The 19,813-nt window shown below is 52.0% G+C and carries 21 protein-coding genes and 1 pseudogene; 10 read left to right on the top strand and 12 right to left on the bottom strand.

Annotated features, from left to right (window positions below):
- Positions 1 to 290: 290 nt before the first annotated feature.
- Entirely contained in the window at positions 291 to 3,401 is a 3,111-nt protein-coding gene (locus EDF82_RS05050; protein WP_123754480.1) for a beta-galactosidase, read from the bottom strand.
- 222 nt (positions 3,402 to 3,623) lie between these two features.
- Here EDF82_RS05050 and EDF82_RS05045 point away from each other — a divergent pair, with 222 nt between their 5' ends.
- The 6 genes from EDF82_RS05045 (at position 3,624) to EDF82_RS25130 (ending at position 8,022) form a co-directional block, all read left to right on the top strand.
- Positions 3,624 to 4,688 (top strand): LacI family DNA-binding transcriptional regulator, encoded by a 1,065-nt coding sequence (locus EDF82_RS05045; RefSeq protein ID WP_123754479.1) that lies wholly within the window; start codon positions 3,624 to 3,626, stop codon positions 4,686 to 4,688.
- A gap of 451 nt (positions 4,689 to 5,139) precedes the next feature.
- Positions 5,140 to 5,550 carry a Spy/CpxP family protein refolding chaperone gene (locus tag EDF82_RS05040; RefSeq protein ID WP_123754478.1) on the top strand — a complete coding sequence of 137 codons (411 nt, stop codon included), beginning with the start codon at positions 5,140 to 5,142 and terminating at the stop codon, positions 5,548 to 5,550.
- 80 nt (positions 5,551 to 5,630) lie between these two features.
- Positions 5,631 to 6,059 (top strand): glycine zipper 2TM domain-containing protein, encoded by a 429-nt coding sequence (locus EDF82_RS05035; protein WP_123754477.1) that lies wholly within the window; start codon positions 5,631 to 5,633, stop codon positions 6,057 to 6,059.
- Positions 6,060 to 6,202: 143 nt separating this feature from the next.
- Positions 6,203 to 6,538, top strand: coding sequence for a TonB family protein (locus EDF82_RS05030; protein WP_227540106.1), 336 nt, complete (start codon positions 6,203 to 6,205; stop codon positions 6,536 to 6,538).
- A 229-nt stretch (positions 6,539 to 6,767) separates the two neighbouring features.
- The gene (locus EDF82_RS05025; protein WP_123754475.1) at positions 6,768 to 7,598 is read left to right on the top strand and encodes an alpha/beta fold hydrolase; all 831 of its coding nucleotides are present in this window, start codon (positions 6,768 to 6,770) and stop codon (positions 7,596 to 7,598) included.
- 265 nt (positions 7,599 to 7,863) lie between these two features.
- The gene (locus EDF82_RS25130; RefSeq protein WP_148060380.1) at positions 7,864 to 8,022 is read left to right on the top strand and encodes a small membrane protein; all 159 of its coding nucleotides are present in this window, start codon (positions 7,864 to 7,866) and stop codon (positions 8,020 to 8,022) included.
- Here EDF82_RS25130 and EDF82_RS05020 read toward each other — a convergent pair.
- On the bottom strand, positions 7,998 to 8,636 hold the full coding sequence (locus EDF82_RS05020) for a LuxR C-terminal-related transcriptional regulator (RefSeq protein ID WP_123754474.1): 639 nt from the start codon (positions 8,634 to 8,636) through the stop codon (positions 7,998 to 8,000). The two genes, EDF82_RS25130 and EDF82_RS05020, sit on opposite strands and share 25 nt — an antisense overlap.
- A 176-nt stretch (positions 8,637 to 8,812) precedes the next feature.
- On the opposite strand from EDF82_RS05020, the gene EDF82_RS05015 reads away from it, so the two are divergent.
- Positions 8,813 to 9,664, top strand: a complete 852-nt coding sequence (locus tag EDF82_RS05015; protein ID WP_123754473.1) for a helix-turn-helix domain-containing protein — start codon at positions 8,813 to 8,815, stop codon at positions 9,662 to 9,664.
- Positions 9,665 to 9,748: 84 nt separating this feature from the next.
- On the opposite strand, the pseudogene EDF82_RS05010 reads toward EDF82_RS05015, so the two are convergent.
- Positions 9,749 to 10,201: pseudogene (locus EDF82_RS05010) on the bottom strand (DUF1214 domain-containing protein); the annotation flags it as partial.
- A gap of 342 nt (positions 10,202 to 10,543) precedes the next feature.
- Between EDF82_RS05010 and EDF82_RS05005 the strand changes: the two are divergent.
- From EDF82_RS05005 to EDF82_RS04995, 3 genes are all read left to right on the top strand, one after another.
- Positions 10,544 to 11,185 carry a helix-turn-helix domain-containing protein gene (locus EDF82_RS05005; protein ID WP_123754472.1) on the top strand — a complete coding sequence of 214 codons (642 nt, stop codon included), beginning with the start codon at positions 10,544 to 10,546 and terminating at the stop codon, positions 11,183 to 11,185.
- A gap of 127 nt (positions 11,186 to 11,312) precedes the next feature.
- Positions 11,313 to 11,660, top strand: a complete 348-nt coding sequence (yajD, locus tag EDF82_RS05000; protein WP_123754471.1) for an HNH nuclease YajD — start codon at positions 11,313 to 11,315, stop codon at positions 11,658 to 11,660.
- 141 nt (positions 11,661 to 11,801) lie between these two features.
- Positions 11,802 to 12,245, top strand: a complete 444-nt coding sequence (locus tag EDF82_RS04995; protein WP_123754470.1) for an N-acetyltransferase — start codon at positions 11,802 to 11,804, stop codon at positions 12,243 to 12,245.
- Positions 12,246 to 12,350: 105 nt separating this feature from the next.
- On the opposite strand, the gene EDF82_RS04990 is transcribed toward EDF82_RS04995, so the two are convergent.
- The 9 genes from EDF82_RS04990 to EDF82_RS04945 form a co-directional block, all read right to left on the bottom strand.
- Positions 12,351 to 14,129 carry a tannase/feruloyl esterase family alpha/beta hydrolase gene (locus EDF82_RS04990; protein WP_123754469.1) on the bottom strand — a complete coding sequence of 593 codons (1,779 nt, stop codon included), beginning with the start codon at positions 14,127 to 14,129 and terminating at the stop codon, positions 12,351 to 12,353.
- Between the two features lie 727 nt (positions 14,130 to 14,856).
- Positions 14,857 to 14,940, bottom strand: coding sequence for a protein MgtS (gene mgtS / locus EDF82_RS04985; protein WP_088402565.1), 84 nt, complete (start codon positions 14,938 to 14,940; stop codon positions 14,857 to 14,859).
- A 29-nt stretch (positions 14,941 to 14,969) separates the two neighbouring features.
- Positions 14,970 to 16,256 carry an Arm DNA-binding domain-containing protein gene (locus tag EDF82_RS04980; protein ID WP_123754468.1) on the bottom strand — a complete coding sequence of 429 codons (1,287 nt, stop codon included), beginning with the start codon at positions 16,254 to 16,256 and terminating at the stop codon, positions 14,970 to 14,972.
- Positions 16,256 to 16,471 carry an excisionase family protein gene (xisR, locus tag EDF82_RS04975; RefSeq protein WP_044350731.1) on the bottom strand — a complete coding sequence of 72 codons (216 nt, stop codon included), beginning with the start codon at positions 16,469 to 16,471 and terminating at the stop codon, positions 16,256 to 16,258. The genes EDF82_RS04980 and xisR overlap by 1 nt, the downstream gene beginning before the upstream one ends.
- 92 nt (positions 16,472 to 16,563) lie before the next feature.
- On the bottom strand, positions 16,564 to 17,268 hold the full coding sequence (locus EDF82_RS04970; protein ID WP_123754467.1) for a hypothetical protein: 705 nt from the start codon (positions 17,266 to 17,268) through the stop codon (positions 16,564 to 16,566).
- Entirely contained in the window at positions 17,265 to 17,666 is a 402-nt protein-coding gene (locus EDF82_RS04965; RefSeq protein WP_123754466.1) for a chromosome partitioning protein ParB, read from the bottom strand. The genes EDF82_RS04970 and EDF82_RS04965 overlap by 4 nt, the downstream gene beginning before the upstream one ends.
- A complete protein-coding gene (locus tag EDF82_RS04960) occupies positions 17,663 to 17,887 on the bottom strand; it encodes a hypothetical protein (RefSeq protein WP_123754465.1) in 225 nt (74 codons plus the stop codon). Before EDF82_RS04960 ends, EDF82_RS04965 begins: the two co-directional genes overlap by 4 nt.
- 543 nt (positions 17,888 to 18,430) lie before the next feature.
- The gene (locus EDF82_RS04955) at positions 18,431 to 18,709 is read right to left on the bottom strand and encodes a host cell division inhibitory peptide Kil (RefSeq protein ID WP_075808526.1); all 279 of its coding nucleotides are present in this window, start codon (positions 18,707 to 18,709) and stop codon (positions 18,431 to 18,433) included.
- A 586-nt stretch (positions 18,710 to 19,295) separates the two neighbouring features.
- Positions 19,296 to 19,802 (bottom strand): helix-turn-helix domain-containing protein, encoded by a 507-nt coding sequence (locus tag EDF82_RS04945; protein ID WP_123754463.1) that lies wholly within the window; start codon positions 19,800 to 19,802, stop codon positions 19,296 to 19,298.
- Positions 19,803 to 19,813: the final 11 nt, after the last annotated feature.

Below are 19,813 nucleotides of genomic sequence, written 5' to 3'. Positions count from 1 at the left end.
CTCGTCATCATCATTCCAGCTACTGCGCCGTTGGCGGCGACAGTAACCCATCCGTCCCTGCGCTTCATCCCATAAGGGAGTCCACTGATTTCCGCCAAAAACAATCCTGAATGATGCCGGTATATACCCTAAATAATTCGAGTTGCTTGTAGGCGGCAAGGCCGTAAATCCCCAGGAGCTTATTCAGGTAAGTGACTGGGGTGAACGGGTGCAGCCAACACCCAGGCAACTTGAAGTATGACGGGTATGACTGTTTTTATTATGGGAGGCCGTAGCCCCCCGTTGTTGTTTTACTGGAAATGAATCACTAACTGATACTGCCATTGTGTCTCGAGCAGCAGCCACTGCTGCAGCACGCTCGGTGTCCAGGAATCATCCCCGCCGACGCCCATATGCTGGCCGTCGAGGGTGATCCAGACGCCGCTTTCTGGCGTCATCCGGTGCCAGTGGTCGGTCTCCATTAACTGGGTGGTGCTGTAAGGCTGAACCGAGAAGTGGAAGCGCTTGCCCGCAACGTGCCAGCGTCCCCAGTCCAGCGCTTTATTGTCACAACGCAGGCCGTTCTCCGTCGGGAAGATATACGGCGTGGTCATCTCCTCCAGCGGAAGCTGCCAGCGGGCGAAACAGGCGCTGCTTTTGCGGTCCGGGTAGTTTTCATGCGGCCCGTAGCCAAGCCACGAAACCGGCGTCTGTTGGTCGGCGACCTGGAAATGAAGGCCGACGCGCGGCAGCGGTGGCAGGGTACCTGCACGCTCGCCGCTCACCGAAAGCTGCAGCTGGCCGGTGCTGTCGAAGGTCATACGCCACTGGCTGACGATGACCACTTCATCGCCGCGCAGATAGTGCCAGCGGCTGTCGACGATCACCTCATGATCCAGGCGGTGTGCCTCGCAGTGCACGCAGTGTCTTTCCAGCTGATACAGCCCGGCGCTTTTCCAGCGCTCAACCCAGGCGTTGGGATCGATGCGTTCCACTTCGCTGACGCCAATATCGTTGTCCAGCGGGGCGCGGACGAACTGATCGCTCAGCGGCGTCAGCAGCTGCTCTTTGCCCTCGACCTGCCAGTGGCTTAACAGACCGCTCTGGCGATCGATAATCCACTGCTGGGAGCCGTGGCTGACGGTAAAGGTCTGGTTAGCGATCGCCAGCTCAGGCGCCGGGCCGCTGGCGGTTGGCGCGGGTAAGGCCAGCGGAGCGGCGAGGGCGAACTGCCCCCAGGCCACCCGGTGCCCGGCATCAGACCAGGCAGTCGCCTGCGGCTGGCGAACCTCCAGCATCAGCCACACCTCTTTCGCACCAGTCGGTAGCGTCAGCTGCTCACAGAGAGTGAGTTCGCCGTGGCCCTGTGGGGCAAGGTGCAGGGCGAGGCTTCCGCTGGCAACGGTTTCGCCAGCGCATTGCACCTGCCAGTACAGCTGTTCATTGTCCGTCGGGCGGAACAGATATTCGCTCTCCACGCTGACCCGCAGCGGAGATTGCTCCAGCAGAGCGAACTGGAAATATTGCTGGGCATGTTGCGCTTCAATCAGCGAAGGGTGCGGACGGCGATCCGGGAAGACCAGCCCGTTCATGCAGAACTGGCGATCGTTAGGCTTGTCGCCAAAATCGCCGCCGTAGGCCCAGCCGGTGGTGCCGTCATCGAAGGTTTTTTCGATCGCCTGATCGGCCCAGTCCCAGATAAAACCGCCCTGCAGGCGCGGATAGTCGCGGAAGGCCTGCCAGTAATCGGCAAAGTTACCGAGGCTGTTGCCCATCGCGTGAGCATATTCGCAGAGGATCAGCGGGCGCTGTTCGCCGGGCAGGCTGATCCACTTTTTAATGCCCCATTTCGGCACCGCCGGGATCGGCTGGTCATACTCAACGCGGGCGTACATCGGGCAGATGATATCGGTGGTGCTGCTGTCGGCACCGCCGCCTTCGTACTGCACCGGGCGCGTCGGGTCCTGGCGCTTCAGCCAGTGGTACATCGCTTCATGGTTTGACCCGCCGCCGGACTCATTGCCCAGCGACCAGATGATGATCGACGGATGATTGCGGTTACATTGCAGCATCCGGCTGACGCGGGCGCTGAAGGCCGGGAGCCACGCCGGATCGTCGGAGAGGCGGTTCATCGGCACCATGCCGTGGGTTTCGATATTGGCTTCATCGACCACGTACAGGCCGTAGCGGTTGCAAAGCTCGTACCAGCGCGAGGCGTTGGGATAGTGTGAGCAGCGCACGGCGTTAAAGTTATGCTGCTTCATCAGCAGAATGTCCTGCAGCATATCCGCTTCGGTGACTACCTGGCCGCGCTGGTGATGATGCTCATGGCGGTTGACCCCGCGGATCAGCAGCGGTTTGCCGTTAAGCAGCAGCAGGCCGTTGTTAATCTCCACCTTGCGAAAACCGATATCCCAGGCTTCGGCTTCCAGCAGTTCGTCGCCGCGCCACAGCGCCACCACCGCGCGATAGCAGTGCGGCGTTTCAGCGCTCCACAGGGCCGGGCGATCGACCGCCAGGCGCAGCTGGGCACGCTCAGCATAATTGCCACGCTCATCGATCGCCGGTGAACCCGGCTGCTGACGCGCGCTGGCGACCTGCTGCTCGCCGTCCCACAGGCTGACTTCGGCTACCAGCTGGTCCAGAGTGCCGGCAGGGGCGCTGATGGTCAGATTAACCAGCAGTTCCCCCTCGCGGTACAGGGCATCCAGCTGCGGGGTGAGCTGGACGTCGCTCAGATGCTGCTGCGGTTTGTTGAGCAGCCAGACCGAGCGGAAGATCCCGCTCATCCGCCACATATCCTGATCCTCCAGCCAGGTCCCGGCGCTCCAGCGCAGAACCATCACGCACAGACGGTTATTGCCCTCCTTCAGATAGGGGGTCAGGTCGAATGCGGCGGGCAGACGGCTATCCTGGGAGTAGCCCACCCATTCGCCGTTGCACCACAGGTGAAACGCCGAGTTAACGCCGTCGAAAATCACCTGGGTCTGGCCTGCGGCCTGCCACTGCGGGTCGAGGGTAAAATTCAGGGAGTAGCAGCCGGTCGGGTTCTCTTCCGGGACCCGCGGCGGAGTGGTGTCGATAGGGTAGCGAACGTTGGTGTAGATCGGCGCGTCGTAACCTTCCATTTGCCAGTTTGACGGCACCGGCGTGCTGCGGCTATCCGCCAGATCCTGCTCGATCCAGCGAGGATCGACAGCAAACGGGCTGTGGGCGTAGGAGAACTGCCACTGACCATCGAGCAGACGACGGCGCCCGGAAGCCCGGTTATCCCGCGCGTCGGCAACCGTACGCCAGCTGGCAAAGGTCGGGTGGGCCGTTAAGCGATTCAGGTGGGTAATGGTCTGGTTTTGCCAGTCTTCGCGGGCCAGAACGTCGTGAAACGTCAATGAGCGAACCGCGCTTGAGTCATGTTGTTGCATACGCATACCTGACGGATAAGTGAGAGAAATGTCATTCGCTAGACAAGAATGATGTCGTTATCAGATATTTTTTCTGGTGCCGCAATATTGGCGAAAACGAAACCGACCTTCGATCACGAAACACCCAAAAAAGCGCAGATTTTTGTCGTCAATAAGACATAAAATGTTAGCGGACGACATTGATAGTAAAAACCCCTCAGTCTGACCCGAAAGGAGAGCACCATGCAGCGGCGTACGGCAACGTTAGAGGATGTGGCGAGTGAAGCCGGGGTGTCCCAGCAGACCGTCTCCCGGGTGCTGAATAATCCGCAGATCGTCTCCGAGCGGACCCGGGAAAAGGTAGTCCGCGCGATGCAGGCGCTGCACTATGTCCCCAACCGTTCCGCGCAGCTGCTGGCGGGGAAGGCGGCACCTTCCATCGGGCTGATTACCGCCTCATTGACGCTGCATGCGCCGTCGCAAATTGCGGCGGCGGTAAAAAACCACGCGGGCATTCATCAGCTTGAAGTCTCGATTGCCATGCCGGAGCGTAGCGATTACGCCGCTTTGCAGGCGCGACTGGATGAGTTTCGTGCGCAACATATTCGCGGGGCAATCGTTAGCCTGCCGCTGGAGAGCAGTACGGCGGAGCGGCTGGTGAAGGAAAATCCCGATATTGCCTGCCTGTTTCTCGATGTCTCGCCGGAAACGGAGGTCTCCTGCGTGCGCTTTGATCATCGCGACGGCTGCGGCGCCTGCGTGCGGCTTCTTTGGGAATTAGGCCATCGGGAGTTTGGCCTGCTGGCCGGCCCGGAAAGCTCGATCTCTGCGCGTATGCGCCTTGGTAGCTGGCGCGAGGCGTTGCATCGCCAGGGCGTCAGCCATGCCCAGACCGTGTTCGGCGACTGGAGCGCCGCCAGCGGCTGGCACAAAACCTTTGAACTGCTCCATCTCCAGCCGCGTATCAGCGCGATTGTGGTGGCCAACGACCAGATGGCCTTAGGGGTGCTGAGCGCCCTGGCACAGCTCAACCGCAGCGGCAGCCGTGCGGTATCGGTCACCGGTTATGACGACACTGCCGATAGCCTCTATTTCCAGCCGCCGCTGACCACCGTCGCCCAGGATTTCGATCTGCTGGGCAAAAGGGCGGTGGAACAGCTGGTTCAGCTGATGGTGACGCCCCAGATGCGGATCCGTGAACTGCTGCCCACCCGCCTGATTGTCCGCCAGTCCACCTGGCCGTTTAACAGCGAACAGCAACAGGAGCAGTGGGTCGCCCAGCTGAAAGCGCTGGTTGAGAAGCTGTAAGCAGCGTTGGTTTACCCTTCATTGAAGATGAATGTGCTAGCGTAGCCGCAGTCATAAAGGGAGATGGACATCGCCTTTATGTAAAATGTAAAACACAATCTATCCATGCAAGCATTGATTCACCGCCAGACCGCTGGCGGTTTTTTTTTGCCTGTCCGCAGGCAAAATCCCGCCCGCCATTTTATTTAACTCTGCAATACGGTGATAATTCACGCGCTTACCAGCATAAACACGCTGTTTTTCCGGTTACTGGTGTCAAAACCTTCACGGGCGAGAGTTTTTGACCCAGCATAAAATGCTGATGGCAGAAGGGCGATGTCGCCGCCGATGAGGCAGGCGACGGTCGCCACGGCAAATTGTCCAAATTTAAATTTAACCCTTTGTTACAGATGGGATTTATTTGGAGATCAATACTTAAGGCTCTGATTATGGATATTAAGGATAATTGATTGTGAATAAACTCTTCCGTAACACCCTGATTGCTGTCGCCCTGAGCGCAGGTTTCTCCGTTGCTGCACAAGCGGCCAGCACCACTGATGTTCCGCCGGTATCTCAGGATCCCGTGGTACAACATCTGAAGCTGAGCAACGATCAGGTGAGCAAAATTCAGACCCTGCGTACAGAATTTGAGACCAACGTTAACAATATCAAAATCGACGGTTTCAAAGACGGCGCGCTGGTGGATGTTATCCACTCCGGCAAATGGGATGATGCGAAAGTGAAGCAGCAGCTGGCGGCCTTTGGGCAGTTAGATCAGCAAGTGCGTTACTACCGCGTGAAATACTATTTTGGCGTGAACCAGGTGCTGACGCCTGAACAGCGCACCCAGGTGAAAAACGATCTCGTTGACGCCCTGAACTGATTTCCGACCCCGCCAGCAATGGCGGGGTTATCCTGCCGCAGGCGCTCATCGCCCGCGCGAAAACCTAAAAATGAGACATTATGAAGAGACTTGCATTCATCGCTCTCAGCTTCCTCGCATTGACCAGCCTGTCTGCTGTTGCCGGTACCAAAACCGTGGTGGACTATGGTGTGGTACAGCAAAGCCAGATCATCAGTAATCAGACCCACTCACGGCCGCTGCGCACCCTTGCCGCCGGTGCTGTCGGTGGCGTAGTCGGGCACCAGTTTGGTAATGGTAAAGGGCAGACCGCCATGACCGTTGCCGGTGCTGCCGCCGGGGCCAGTGCTTCTCACTACCGCCAGTCACAGCGCCAGGCCATGCAGGAAGTCCAGTTGACCATCAAGACCCAGTCTGGTCAGATAATCCAGGTGCTCCAGCAGTACGATGGTCGGATGAGCTTTAATCAGGGCGACAAGGTGCGTATCCTGACCTCCGGCTCGAACACCAGCGTGGATAAAGCCGTCTGATGCTGACCTGACCGCCTGCGAATAACGCAAGCGGTCTTCCGTTGCGCCATCTCCCTCCGTGTTACCTCTCCCCGAAGCGGGAAAAACCCATCATCAAGCACAATTCCGTGATACTATTGATAATTATTATCAATAAGGATGTGATGATGAAACGCAAATGCGCGCTGTTTTTAGCCGTCGGTTTCTTGCTGTCGGCCTGCAGTAGCCCGGTCAGGCAAGACGAGCCGAAGCTGCTTCACCTTGTCCAGCCAGTTTATCCCTACTATGCAGCGGCCAATAATATTCGCGGTGAAGTGAAGATTCGCTTTGATGTGGGCGCCGACGGGAAAGTCGAAAAGTTATGGATCCTGTCATCTGAACCGCAGCACCTGTTTGATGATGCGGTGATCAGCGCGGTGGCAAAATGGCGTTTCGAACCCAACAAACCCTTTAAAAACATGACCAAAACCATTCGCTTTAAGCTGCAGCCCACGCTGTAGTGGCGCTGTGACGTCTTCTCTGTGCATGTCTGCCGGTGTGGCGTAAGTCCCATTTCTTGATCTAACTCGCAACTTTAAATCTATACTCTCTCAGCGATCGGATGGCGATCGCTGGCGGCTCGGTGCGTGGCTCTATGGTTCCCGTCACGGCATGGCAACAGGCCACCTCAGCGCCATACGCAAGACCTGCTTCAACCTTCGACAGCTAACGGTATTCAGGAGAAGAGACATGGGTTACGTAACGACGAGCGATGGTGTTGAGATTTTTTATAAAGACTGGGGACCAAAAGAGGGCAAGGTGATTTTCTTCCACCACGGCTGGCCGCTCTCCAGCGATGACTGGGATGCGCAGATGCTGTTCTTCGTGAATAAGGGCTTCCGGGTGGTGGCGCACGACAGACGGGGGCATGGCCGTTCCAGTCAGGTGTGCAGCGGTCACGATATGGATCACTACGCGGATGATGTCGCTGCGGTGGTTCAGCATCTGGGGGTGCAGGGGGCGATGCATGTCGGCCACTCGACCGGCGGCGGCGAGGTGGTGCGCTATGTGGTACGTCACGCGGAGGATAAGGTCTCAAAAGCGGTGTTGATCAGCGCCGTTCCGCCGTTGATGGTAAAAACCGACAGCAACCCGCAGGGCACGCCGCTTGAGGTGTTTGAGTCCTTCCAGGCGCAGCTCGCGGCCAACCGGCAGCAGTTCTATTATGACGTGCCGGCCGGGCCGTTCTATGGCTACAATCGTCCCGGTGCGACACCGCTACCAGGCGTTATCTGGAACTGGTGGCGACAGGGGATGATGGGCGGAGCGAAGGCGCATTATGACGGGATCGTAGCCTTCTCGCAGACGGATTTCACTGAGGATCTCAAGCAAATCGCCATCCCGGTACTGGTGATCCATGGTGATGATGACCAGGTTGTGCCTTATCATGATTCCGCGGTGCTTTCGGTCGACCTGGTGCAGAACGGTACCCTGAATACCTATAAAGGGGCGCCGCACGGGATCCCCACCACCCACGCGGATCAGATCAACGCCGACCTGCTGGCGTTTGTGAACAGCTGACGATGCACCCGTTGCGACTCGCTGGCTGCGGCTTTCGCTAATACCCGCTCCACCAGGCAGTCCGTTCGTGTGCGTTTGCGCGCCAGAGACGGGCTGCCTGTTTTTGTTTTACCCGGTCATTATTTTGCAACTTTTATTGTCCTGGTAAGAATTATCTCGTCTCGGTTCTTCTCCTTCTGAAAAAATAACCTCATGCTTGTCGTTATGATAATGGCTGTATTATCCTGCCAGCACAATATAGTAACGGATTATTAAGGATGCCATTGTGAGTAGCATCGTCTACATTATTGTCGCTGCGATACTATTGTTCATTTCTGTCTGGAGTTTAATTTCCTATATTAATGACTGGAAGAAAAGAAGGCTGCCATTCAAAAAAAATGGTATTGGAAGGAATGAACGCTATTTTCGCAAGCGCGGGATTTGACCGTCATTGCGCATGATTACGCTAATAAAACGGTTAAGCTCCTGTTTATTAGCGATCTCAAAGGATTTCATAATATTACTTTTATGACTGAAAATGGTTTTATAATGCACCTGCAGATGATCGGCGATGGTCAGGCTATTCATACCGATGCCGAGCGCCTGTGCCACCTTTAACTGCGTCGGGGTTAACGATTTTCGCGGGCATTTGATACATTTAAATCGTGGGTTATCCGGGCGCGAAACAGAGCGGCGGAAACCAGCCATAGCGCTGAGTTTGCGGCGCAGTATCGCTGAAAATTCCGTAACCGATACCTGACGATGAATGAACGTCGCATCATGAATGCAGGTAGGTAGCTGGTGGCCGGGCGTGGTCGCGGTTCTCGGCTGGATAATGAAAACCGCTGACGCCGCCTTACGGTTTTCCAGCGCTTTTTGACATAACAGATGTTCGCCCATCGTCATTTCGGTAATGATCACCTCGGCATCCGCAATATTGCTCATGTCAGTCATGACCAACGGATTATCCCGGCCCTTGTCAGCGATAATGTCAGTGACAAGATGCGTGATTGCCTGGCGCAGGAAAATATCTGAAGTATTAATTAATATCGTCGTCATGGTCGGATTTCCGCACCTTATGGCTGATGAGTTAATAAAGTGTTCGGCATTTTTATAATTTATTACTTTTCTGGTTGCAAGCACGATTATTTTACTTGCACGAAAAGCTTAGTTTTGCGCAGAGTTATTTGCTAGAATAAATGCATTGGACAGGGCGTCTGGTTAAGGTGTAATGGATGAGGAATATCGTTTTTGAAGCAACGCTTCACTGGGTTGAAGATAATATATATCGAAACCCTTCCGTCGAAGAGTTGGTCAGCCACGTTGGCTACTCCCGGCGCTTTATTTATAGCGTGTTTCAGGAATTTACCGGGCAGCCCATTGGTTACTATATTCGCATGCGTCGAATGACGCTGGCGGCGGGGAAATTAAAAGTGACCCGGCAGTCTATCGCCGCCATTGCCCATCGGTTTCATTATGACTCCCATCAAACCTTTTCCCGCGAGTTCAAGAAAACCTTTGGCGTCTCGCCGCGGGCCTACAGGAACAACCCGCTGTGGGATACGACCTTGCTACATCACAAAATCACCACCGCGTTTCAGTCACTGGCGCCGCCGGTGCTGGTGACCCTTGCGGAGCAAGGCTTCGCAGGGCACAGGTTTAATTATGAGGTGCTGCCGCAGGATAACCGCCGCCCTGAAAAAATAGCCAGTAAGCAACAACTCGACCGCTATCGCCTGGCAACCGATGACGATATCTACATCCTCTCTCGTTTTCATTCCGGGGCCGATAATCAGCAGATTATTGCCGTGGAGGCGTTTATCGGGGTGAAAAGTCCGCACATGGCTTGTGCAGTCACGCATACCGTGGCCGCCGCCGGGCGCTATTTGAGGTTCTTGTTTACCGGCAGCTGGCAGGAGTATGCCTGCCTGTCTAATTATATCTATATCAATGTGTTGCCACGTTATGGCCTGTGTCGTCGGCAGGGGGATGACATCGAGTGTTTTAGCAAAGAGAGCCGCCAGTGCGCGCAGACGGGGCAGGATCTTTATACGCTGACTTACTATGTCCCGGTCATGAACCTGTAGCCCACGCCATCATTATCTGGTGCACTTTTTTGCGGGCATAAAAAAGCCCCATGATGCATGGGGCTGAGCAGGGCGCTGGTGCGGTTATTTGACCTGTTCGATTTTAGGCGGCTGCCAGGAACCATCAAGAATCGCTTGTTCGCCCCAGTAGGCGCGAATGTACAGCGACAACGTCCCCTGTGGTGCCGGGAGCCAGTTGTTGGTTTTATCGCCACCCGGATCCTTCTGGCTGATGTACAGCGTAAGAGAACCATCATCGTTATATTTCAAATCCTTATTTTTGGTACCCAGCGAATAACGATTGAGCTCGTTCGGGCTGAACAGATGCTTGCTGTTATAAAGGGTCAACGACCAGAAGCCTTTCACCGGCGGGAGACCGCCTTTCGGGAAGGTGACGGTATAATCATGATCCCCGGAGAGCTGAGCCCCTGTCGCATCATTGTCGGTATAGAAATACTGGGTTTCATCCGGCTTGTTATCGAACATGTTCGCTTTGGCCGTACCGGTGCGGTTGTAATAAATTACTGCAACCGAGGCAGGCAAGCAAAACCGCGCTCGCCGCAAAGCGTAACGCCGGGACTTTTATTTTCATCATAACTCCATCAACAGAACAGCGGTTTGTAAAATGTAGCACATAGAATTTCTTTGATATCAAAATAGAAACTCAGGAAACACTCTTTTTTGCAGGCAATTGAATTTACTTCCGTATCAATCGGAAATAACGAGATGAGTGTCGGCTTAACATCGGGATTAGTTAGATTTTAATCCTTGTTGAATTTCAAAAAAGTCCCTGTGGAGACCTTTTGCAAAAAAGTGACGGCTGAAGATTGATACCCAGCGTCCAGGATGCCATAGTTTGCTGCACACAGAGGATGCAAAATGAAACTAGTGTTTGAAAATATTCATGAATTTTACCGGCAGCAGAACTTCAGCCGCCATCGTGACGACGTCATCGCGGTGGCTGAGCGTTTTGCAATGAAAGCCAATGCGCCGCTGCATCTTGATAAAGGCTTTATTTACTATGTCGATACCGGGGTGCTGTCCATCGCCGTGGATAATGACCCCAGAATTATCGGGACTACCATTGAGTATATGCCCATTGGCCTTCTGGAACGGTTTTGTCCGATTGCCGATTTTAAATATTCGGCGCTCACCGCCACAAGCATGCTCAAAATTTCGATGGCGGACTTTGATAATATATTTTTCGGGGAATCTAAAGAATATACGAAAGAGCTGGCGGCAGTGCTTTCGTATATGCTGATCTTTATTTTAGATGTGCATGTTGAGCGCAGAACCGATTCGGGATATCACACCATTAAAGCCATGCTGCATCGTTATCTGTATCGCCGGAGCGTAAATACCGATGAAAAAGAGGGCATTGCTAACTTTATTATCCGCCGGACTAATCTGTCCCGCAGCTACGTTTTTCGGGTGCTGGCCGAGCTAAAGGAAGGGCAATATATTACCGTCAATAAAGGCAAGCTCATCTCGATAGACCGAAAGCTGCCGAGCGACTATTAGCCTGCAGAGTCACGGGACAGCCGCGAGTTTCCTCGCCCGGGCGCTGTGCCGTTTCTCTTTTACGGTCATTCCAGGATATATTGGGCACACTATCGTCATTATCCCTTTGCAACAGGTAACATCGGCCATGGCTCTGATCCCTAAAAACTATGCGCGGCTGGAAAGCGGCTATCGTGAGAAAGCGTTAAAAATCTACCCGTGGGTGTGTGGGCGCTGCGCCCGCGAGTTTGTCTACTCCAACCTCCGCGAATTAACGGTTCACCATATCGACCACGATCACACCAACAACCCGGAAGATGGCAGCAACTGGGAGCTGTTGTGCCTGTATTGCCACGACCACGAGCACTCGAAATACACCGAAGCGGACCAGTACGGTACGACCGTAGTGGCGGGTGAGGACGCGCAAAAAGACGTGGGCGAAGCAACCTACAACCCCTTTGCCGATTTAAAATCGATGCTCAACAAGAAGAAATAATCGTCGCCCTGACGATCGCCTGGTCGGGTAGCAGACGCAGCCCGCCAGGTACCAGCCGCAATATAAGATGGTCGTATTCTTCAGACATTCGGCTCTATTTGTAATACAATTACGCCCGTAATGATTATGAGGTTTTATTGTATGAATATTTATCAAGCCCAGCCCCAGGATATCGATACCGTCCTGCCTTTATATCTTGGCTATCGCCGCTTCTACCAGGTTGAAGAAAACGCCCCGCAGGCCAGGGATTTTATCCTCAAACGTCTACAGCTCAATGAGTCGGTCATTTTCTACGCCGAGATCGACGGCAAAGCGGTGGGCTTTACTCAGCTCTATCCGCTGTTTTGTTCGCTGGAAATGAAACGCATCTGGTTGCTTTACGATCTGTTTGTCGATGAATCCGCCCGCCAGCAGGGCGTCGCGCAACAGCTCATTGCCCGTGCGGAACAGCTCGCGAAAGAGAGCGATTCAGCGTTTATCATGCTGAGTACCGCCACGGATAACACCCAGGCGCAAGCGTTGTACGAGCACAATGGCTTTGTGCGCGATAACGATTTCTACGTTTACAATAAGCTGCTGAAGTAAACGTGTGATGTCGGCTGGTATGCCGATCACTTGATACCCGGCGCTAAAAAAGCCCCAGAAAGTGAAATGGGGCTTTTCGTGTTATCAGCAAGGTTGAAAAAACGCTTACTGAGCCTTCAGCTGGCTCCCTTCAGCAACATACGTTTTCTGATTATCCGGGCCGATAAATTCACTGGCTGGCTGTCCGACCACGAGGTTGGCATACGCTGTCGATTTCACCGCAATATAATTCTCCGCGTTGTCTGGCGATCCTGAACCGCTATATTTGGCAATATACGGATAAGGAAATACCGGGCGGGTCATTTTTAAAGTTGGCATATCGCTAGCCACCGGCGAGCTTGCGCGCTGTACGCCGTGGAAATGAGCTTCTGCATCCTGATCCCTTTCCGGTTTGTTCCCCTGGGCTGGAATAGCCGGTTTTTCCTGCGCATTCGCGGCCGACTTACCTGCAATCAGTGCCTTTGGCGCAGTATGTTGTTCGGTCCATTTCATCAGCGGTGACAGTAGGTCGAGCTGGTCTAAGCCTTCGCCTCCGCCACAATGGCCGACACCGGGCAACAGGAACAAACGAACAAACTGCTCGGTAGATTGCTCACCGAGATATGCCTCAACGCCACGGTAGTAGGCAATGGAGAATGCCGGGCTCACGGAGTCATCAGCCAGGCCATGCCACATAATCAGCTTCCCGTTGCGTTTCATAAAACCGCTGAGATTGGTGTTGGCCGCGTTATAGAGCGGAGCCAGTTGCGCGACAGCAGCAAAGTTCTGCTTATTTAACGGGAAATCGCCCAAGGTGGTGATGTTTTGTTTTCCGCCGGGTAGCAGTAGTGATTGCAGCGCAGGCAGCACCATCATTTCAGACATGGAGTGACCATCGGACGTCGCCGGTACTGGCCAGCGCAGTTCGGAGCCGAGAGGCAAACCTGCAATCACAAACTGATTGCCCGCGCTGTCATTCGCCCCACGATAGAGTTTTTGCGCAACGTTAATTTCTTCCGCTGTCAGACAGTTCGATTTATCGGCCTGATTTGTGGTACAGGTTTGCACCCAATCAGGCGAGAAGGTGCAAGCATACGGATTCGCCAGTAAGCCATCATTAACGCCGGAGAGTGTCGGGCAGTGCTTTAGTACTGCACGATGCAGAATGGGGAGCCGATCCTGCAACAGGATTGCCGAGCCATCGCTGCGTTGGTTAGCAACAACGTTCCAGCCGTGGAAAAATGAGTTCTGGAACTGGAAGAAAGCGGCCGGGGCTCCGGCGCTGATGCCATCGAAATCTTCCGGGAAGCGTTGTGCTTCCATGAGTGCCTCGCGACCACCGTCGGAACATCCCATAAAATAAGCATATTTCTGCGACTGGCCGTAGTAAGACTGAATGGCCGCCTTCGCCAGCAGGGCGGTGAGGTGATTAGCGCGATAAGCAAAATCGATACGTTTTTGGGGATCTTCCGCCCAACTGGCATCCATCATGCCGCCGCTGTGGCCCATATCGGTCGCCGCAACCACAAATTCACCGCGGGTGGCTGGCGCGCAGCCGCTGGCGTTGCTCGGGGTGAGGTTGATTTGTCCACATAATCCGCCACATCCAACTTGCAGGAAGCGCTGCGTCCACTGCTGCTGCGGCAGGGCAATTTCTACGCCAATTGACGCGCCGATGGTTGCTTTAATCTGACAGAACATCCCCTGGTCGGTTTTCAGCGAACTGGCTGAGTTAATAGCCACTTTCTCGCCAATCTTGTCATTAAAATTAATCGAAGCTAATTGGCTGCAATCTATAATGGGTTTTATGGCGGGTAAATTTTCTGCGGCGAAGGTTGGTGACGCTATGAATAAAATACCCGCGGCGATGAGCCACTGAAAGACGCTGGTACAAACCCGTTTCATATTATCGGTCTCTGTTTTAATCAGTGAAGTTTATGCTGTGTTGGGTGGATTATAGTGAATTTTATTAAATGCGTGCCGCTTGTCACTGCCGATAACTTTGCTGATGTCCGGGCCACTATTACAACGCGCTGCGCCTGGATAAGCCACCCAAGGGTGGCTTTTTAATAATCACAGCAGCAACAGGCTTTAACACATTAACGAAGGCCAGGCCCATGAGAGTACCCGCCACCAGGGCCGCCTGGGCCTCCGCCGTGACCTCCCGGGGGGAAAATACACCCGGATAGTGACATCGCTGTGCAGAGCACAAATACTAAACAGATTATTTTTTTCATGATGACTCCTGAACTGGGAGTGTTAATTCAAAAACATAAATGTGAATATTTTATGGAGAGTGCGGTGTGATTCGTGCTATCGCACATTAACCAGGATTAATCCAGAATAAAATCTGAGCTTATCGCCCCAACAGAGGGGTTTAACCATGCATAAAGAACAGGTGCTTAGTGACAAGGACTTATTATAAATAAGCGTTTGGGCGATGGTTTCAGCAAAACGTAAATCCCAAAAATCTTCATAATTGGTTGTCGGTTTAAAAATTGAATACGCCAGGTCATCAGACCGACATTAATTTTTGCGATGATGAGAACATTAGATGAAAAGCCTGAAAGCAGAAAGCCCCCTGGCGCAGATGCAGCAGGGGGCCTTTACGGGTGGGGATTATCGTCGTTCATCAGTCATCCCATTTGTGGCTTAGATACGCAGCAAGAAATCCGAAGAACAGAATGGTTCCCAGTACTGCCATAAATACATGCATATTATCCAGCTTAACCGCATCCCATTGAACTAATTGAAATTAATTTTCTTAATTTTTTCTTTGGGGCACCCATGGGGCAAAGCGGTTGGCAATGTGCTGTTCAGCAGCTCTACCTGGTTGCGATCCATCCCCCCGATCCATTTTGAGTAAATCTCATAAACCATCTTGGCATTTTCGTGCCCGAGCTGGCTGGCAATGAATGACGGGTTCGCTCCGGCTGTTAACAACCAGCAGGCGAATGTATGTCTCGACTGATAAGGCCGGCGAGCTCTTATGCCGGCTTTCTTTAAACCGGCGTCCCAACTGTAGCCCAGGGAGGACTTGCTGAAACTAGTGGCCTTTGTCCGGGAACGAGCGTCTGGGATAAAGACAAACCGTAAATTCTGCTGCTCAGTTAAACCATATTCCCGGTGGTTGAACGTGATTTCTGTTTTGCGGAGCGCCCCCGTTTTCTGAAACTGAAGCCGAAGTGCATCCACTGCAGGCTGTAATAGGGTGACAGTACGATTACCTGCGTCAGTTTTAGGTGGGACGAATAGACCTTCGTTGGTTTTGTTTCTGCAAACGTGGATCTCTCCTCGTTCGAGATCTATATCTTCCCATGCAAGCGCTGACAGTTCGCCGTGACGAAGTCCCGTGTGGATTGCTACTGTCCATAACAAAGCAGCAGGCGGTGGCAGCGCTTTGATGAAGGCGTAGTATTCGTCATGCAATAGCGGATCTGGTTCTTTACGCGACCGCTTCAGCATTTTTAAACCTTCATGTGGTGTGTGGCTGATGAAGTTACTGCGTTGAGCCAGCTTAAGCATCTCCGTTAGCGTGTTCATCAGCCCGTTAACAGTGGATACTGCCCGTCCTGTTTTATTAAGCCAGGGGGAGTGTGGTGATACTGAATCACCGGTCAGTAGCTGATTTCGATAATTCAGAAGGTCACTATGCTGAATGTCTGCAATATGGGTATTGCTTCCGACCACGGTCTTCAGGGTTTCTAATCTGGAGGCTATACCGCGATATGACGCTAAGGATACTTCAAGCTTCTTTGCTTTAAGGTATGTATCGCACAGCTCTCCATACGTGCGGATCATTTGCGTTGTTGTGAATTTCTGTATGGCTTTAGAGTCAGGGAAGTGCTCGGCATAATTAAAATTCCCTGACTGTATTTCACTGACAATTAATGCACGAAGATTACCTGCTTTTCGGATATTGCTATTTGATGGCACCCATCCCCTCAAAATCTCTCTGCAACGCACCCCGCGATACAAAAAGCTAATTCTGATTCCTTTCCCATGAACTTCCACGCCAACAGGCATATCCATCACGCATCTCCAACAAGCCTGTTAATTTTTGTATAGTTGTAGAGAAGTATTGCCCTTCCTTCAGTGGCTTGAGGGTTAGGGGAGTGCTTCTTGTAATGAATGCCTTCTACCCACCTTCCTTCCCGGTAGGATTTAATTTGCCGAGGAGTCATATACATCTTCGCTACAATTCCTTTTTCCATTACCCATTCATCTTCTTGAGCAATATCGGCCATAAATAACCTCATGGCCGGGAAACTATAATCAGTATCCCGGCGTAATGTTGATTATTGGAAATCATTCAATGTGTACGATCGTGCCATGCTAGTTATGCTACAGATCCACTTACGGCCAGAAACGTAGCCATAGCTTTATCGACAAGCTTCGCGTTGTGGTATTTGCTGATTACCCAAGTGATAGCGAATAGAATCCACCGGAAGTGACTGGTATACGTTTTAAAGGTCAGACCTTCGCAGACATCCCAAGCGCTCCAGCCCGCTGGCCAATCGGCATCATAAACAGCTTGGTAGGCTTCCCATTCGTTGTTAAACCCAGCCCGACATAAGTCACGGACGATTTCACGCACCACTGCGTTATCGCTATCCGGTGTATCGTCATCGTCGTCCCAGTCTTCATCCTCTTCTGGAGCAGCGCCTTCATCGTCCTCCAGGTATTCGCTCAGGGACTCTTTCAGACTTTTGCAAAACGCGTCGTGGTCGTATTCTCTTGCTAGTAAATCGCGGGCGGAACAGCCCGCGCCAGCTTCCAACTTTTCTGACCAATAATGGGTATTAATTCCACCTTTCCAGGCACCAAAAAAGTCGAACATGTCCGCGGTGCGACTGAAGGTCCAGGTTCCCATGTCACCGGTTACAGTTAAGTATCCAGGCCAGGTGATCACGTCATAGTAGTAACAGATCGTCCCCGGCTGCTTCATACGCAGGTGGCGATACAGACCATCATCACGGATGATTTCCAGACGATGAAATGCTGTATCAATCAGAAAGCGGGTATCAATTTCGAAGAAACTCATGCCGCACCCCCAAATATCCATTGATTGCCAGCGTGAGCCTGGAACTTGCACGATGTATCCGGCAGTAGAAGTTCCTGAACCACTTCACCGGATTCAACATAGTAATAATGGCTGTCGGTAATATTGTTGATAAAAAGGGCTTCCCGCTCGCGCTCTGACATTCCGCCAATGACTTTCATTACCTTCTTTGTAATGGGGCGGAAATCCGGCTCTACGCCTGCCAGTTTTGCCGCTGCGTAGTTGTGATGCCCGTCCATCAGGATGGTGTACTGAACACCGCGCAGCATTATGGGATAGACGGCCACAACGAACCGCTTAAATCGCAGTGCTCTGTCGGTTACTTTCGCTCTGTCCAGGTATCGCTGGCTGCTGATCAACTGGCCTTTGATAATGCTCATCGTATGGCCTCTCTGATCAGGTGGTTATAGGCTCGAAGAGCGTGTTTTGTTTTCCCGCTCAGGATTGTTCGCATAATGAAGAAACCGCTGCTTCTACTGGCCATCTCTGGAGTAAGGAACAAAGCAATATCAATCACCCGGTTGTGTCGTCTGAACTCAAAAACCGAGCTGGTCACAGTGACTGTTGAAACAGTTCCCTGATCGTTAAATTCGATTTTCATTATTTCTGTTTCCTGTCTTTAAGTTGGTTGTATTTTTCGTGACTCATTACTTTCCAGCATCCGCCATCATCTTGTGACAATAAACGCCACTTCCGTCCAACCTTTAAACTTAAGTTTCCACACTTAATTCGGCATGGGTTTATTTTGCCCCTGGCATACATTATTCAGAATATTCGATGCCTTCTCATTAATGTGCGGAGGTATGCGGTTAGATGTTATTATCATCATTCACCTACCAGCGCTTATGGCTCATGTAGCCAGGTCTGGCTGGTAATGATTTTCGGAATGATGATACTGCCGAGGTCAGAGTGTTTTTCTTTATCTCTTTCTCATTGCATGTCGGGCAGAAGTATTTTTCTTTGCGATATGCACCTCTACCGGAAGGGCGGTATTGTAATTCTTCACGTACAAAGGACCCGCCACAGCCGTAGCAACGAAGTTTTGAATCTTCCATTTTTTATCTCCTGCCTTTTATGTAACAGGCATATTTAGGTTGAGTTTATCCCTGCCAGTTAAGGCATGAATAATATTTGGTGTTAATGATTAATAAAAAATATCAGTATTGATTTTTGACTGAGCCAGAAGTAAATCACCATCAATAATGGTTAAGTCACCATATATTTCGTAGTTACAAATTACATCATCAACTTTGAGGCTTGATAGAAGGTTTATATGACCTGAAATCATTCTATCTTCAGTTTGTTTTACAGAATCATATTCGTGCTTCATTGACGCCATAGCCTGAGCCCACATCACGCTATCGCCTACAGCCTGCGCGATAACCAGCTTATTTTGAGCAGACAGCAAGTTTGCACTAACCATTGAAAACCCCCGCAACATGCAGAATTTTGATAATCGTCGCTGACCAGGCAACAAGGCAGACAGCCAGAACGATAACCAGTGAACGAATACCGTTTCGGCTCATTTGCCACCCCAGCATGCAAAGCTGAGAACGGCGACCGCAGCCAATAAGGCGATGACCTTAACCCAGAACAGGTTCCATGCCGGCTTGTCTTCTTCTCTAATCATCCCATTACCCTCATGTGATATTGAGTACCGAACAGACTTTGCAATGCAGTGCCGGGTGCCTCCCGGTGATACCAGCCAGTTAACAACTGGTATCGGCCTGCTTTTTCCCCACAACATGAATGACCGTTGTTGTACCGCTTTAACTGAACCGCGTGCGCATAGCCGCATTCACCGCATTGCAAAGCCTGTTGGTTCTTAGCCTTATGGCGGCCAACCGAACGTTTAACCTATCGCACCGTTGTGTCGATAAGCAGAGAATACTACACAAAGTAGATTGGTCAACACCTAAAGTAGAAATTAATCTCTACTTTAGGTTGTTTTTAGTGAGCGAAGATACAAAAAAACCCAGCAATGCTGGGCTTCTGGTGGGGGAATTAAATTATTTTTTATCGGGGTCTGCATACTCGCTATAAAACTCAAGGAGTTTCTTATAGCGAACCTCAAACGCCAGTAGCATGTTATTGGCTTCTACATCTGGGAACTTGCGAAAAACTCTAACGAGCCTCTTTTCATCATCACTCAAATTTGAGAACTCGGCTTCGTCTGTATCACTAAGTGGTATGCGTGGAGCGGATTCCGAATCGTCGCCGGTCTCTTCGCTGTTTTCTAAGGCCCCATAGTCTAGCCAGGCCGGTGGAACGTTAAGCCATTCCGCGATTCTTATCAGTTTTTCATCGCGTGGCTTTGCTGTGCCCAGCGTATAACGCCTAGCCATTTCATATGTGACCTGTCCAGCAAGACTTAACTGTTTAACCGACAAGTTCTTTTTACTCATCGCAAGGTTAAGTCGAGCTGCGAAGTCTTGGTGTTTATTTGATTTTTCTACCATGGGTAGAAGATTACGGCAGCTCGTCTTTTTAGTCATTTCTATTTTAAGTAGTTGCATTCTCTACTTTG

It is taken from the genome of Klebsiella sp. BIGb0399 (assembly GCF_003752615.1).
GTDB classification, from domain to species: domain Bacteria; phylum Pseudomonadota; class Gammaproteobacteria; order Enterobacterales; family Enterobacteriaceae; genus Klebsiella; species Klebsiella lignicola.
Note: the sequence above shows the minus strand (reverse complement) of the source record. Positions and strands in the feature narration are given on the sequence as shown.

Bases quoted from the DNA above. Each gene is read 5' to 3' on its own strand.
- EDF82_RS04965 (WP_123754466.1), bottom strand. From the start codon at position 17,666: ATGAGCATTATCAAAGGCCAGTTGATCAGCAGCCAGCGATACCTGGAC.
- EDF82_RS04980 (WP_123754468.1), bottom strand. From the start codon at position 16,256: ATGGATATGCCTGTTGGCGTGGAAGTTCATGGGAAAGGAATCAGAATT.
- yajD (WP_123754471.1), top strand. From the start codon at position 11,313: ATGGCTCTGATCCCTAAAAACTATGCGCGGCTGGAAAGCGGCTATCGT.
- mgtS (WP_088402565.1), bottom strand. From the start codon at position 14,940: ATGCATGTATTTATGGCAGTACTGGGAACCATTCTGTTCTTCGGATTT.
- EDF82_RS04960 (WP_123754465.1), bottom strand. From the start codon at position 17,887: ATGAAAATCGAATTTAACGATCAGGGAACTGTTTCAACAGTCACTGTG.
- EDF82_RS05025 (WP_123754475.1), top strand. From the start codon at position 6,768: ATGGGTTACGTAACGACGAGCGATGGTGTTGAGATTTTTTATAAAGAC.
- EDF82_RS05030 (WP_227540106.1), top strand. From the start codon at position 6,203: ATGATGAAACGCAAATGCGCGCTGTTTTTAGCCGTCGGTTTCTTGCTG.
- EDF82_RS05015 (WP_123754473.1), top strand. From the start codon at position 8,813: ATGAGGAATATCGTTTTTGAAGCAACGCTTCACTGGGTTGAAGATAAT.
- EDF82_RS05050 (WP_123754480.1), bottom strand. From the start codon at position 3,401: ATGCAACAACATGACTCAAGCGCGGTTCGCTCATTGACGTTTCACGAC.
- EDF82_RS05020 (WP_123754474.1), bottom strand. From the start codon at position 8,636: ATGACGACGATATTAATTAATACTTCAGATATTTTCCTGCGCCAGGCA.
- EDF82_RS04955 (WP_075808526.1), bottom strand. From the start codon at position 18,709: ATGGTTAGTGCAAACTTGCTGTCTGCTCAAAATAAGCTGGTTATCGCG.
- EDF82_RS05045 (WP_123754479.1), top strand. From the start codon at position 3,624: ATGCAGCGGCGTACGGCAACGTTAGAGGATGTGGCGAGTGAAGCCGGG.
- EDF82_RS05005 (WP_123754472.1), top strand. From the start codon at position 10,544: ATGAAACTAGTGTTTGAAAATATTCATGAATTTTACCGGCAGCAGAAC.
- EDF82_RS04970 (WP_123754467.1), bottom strand. From the start codon at position 17,268: ATGAGTTTCTTCGAAATTGATACCCGCTTTCTGATTGATACAGCATTT.
- EDF82_RS05035 (WP_123754477.1), top strand. From the start codon at position 5,631: ATGAAGAGACTTGCATTCATCGCTCTCAGCTTCCTCGCATTGACCAGC.
- EDF82_RS04945 (WP_123754463.1), bottom strand. From the start codon at position 19,802: ATGCAACTACTTAAAATAGAAATGACTAAAAAGACGAGCTGCCGTAAT.
- xisR (WP_044350731.1), bottom strand. From the start codon at position 16,471: ATGGCCGATATTGCTCAAGAAGATGAATGGGTAATGGAAAAAGGAATT.
- EDF82_RS04995 (WP_123754470.1), top strand. From the start codon at position 11,802: ATGAATATTTATCAAGCCCAGCCCCAGGATATCGATACCGTCCTGCCT.
- EDF82_RS04990 (WP_123754469.1), bottom strand. From the start codon at position 14,129: ATGAAACGGGTTTGTACCAGCGTCTTTCAGTGGCTCATCGCCGCGGGT.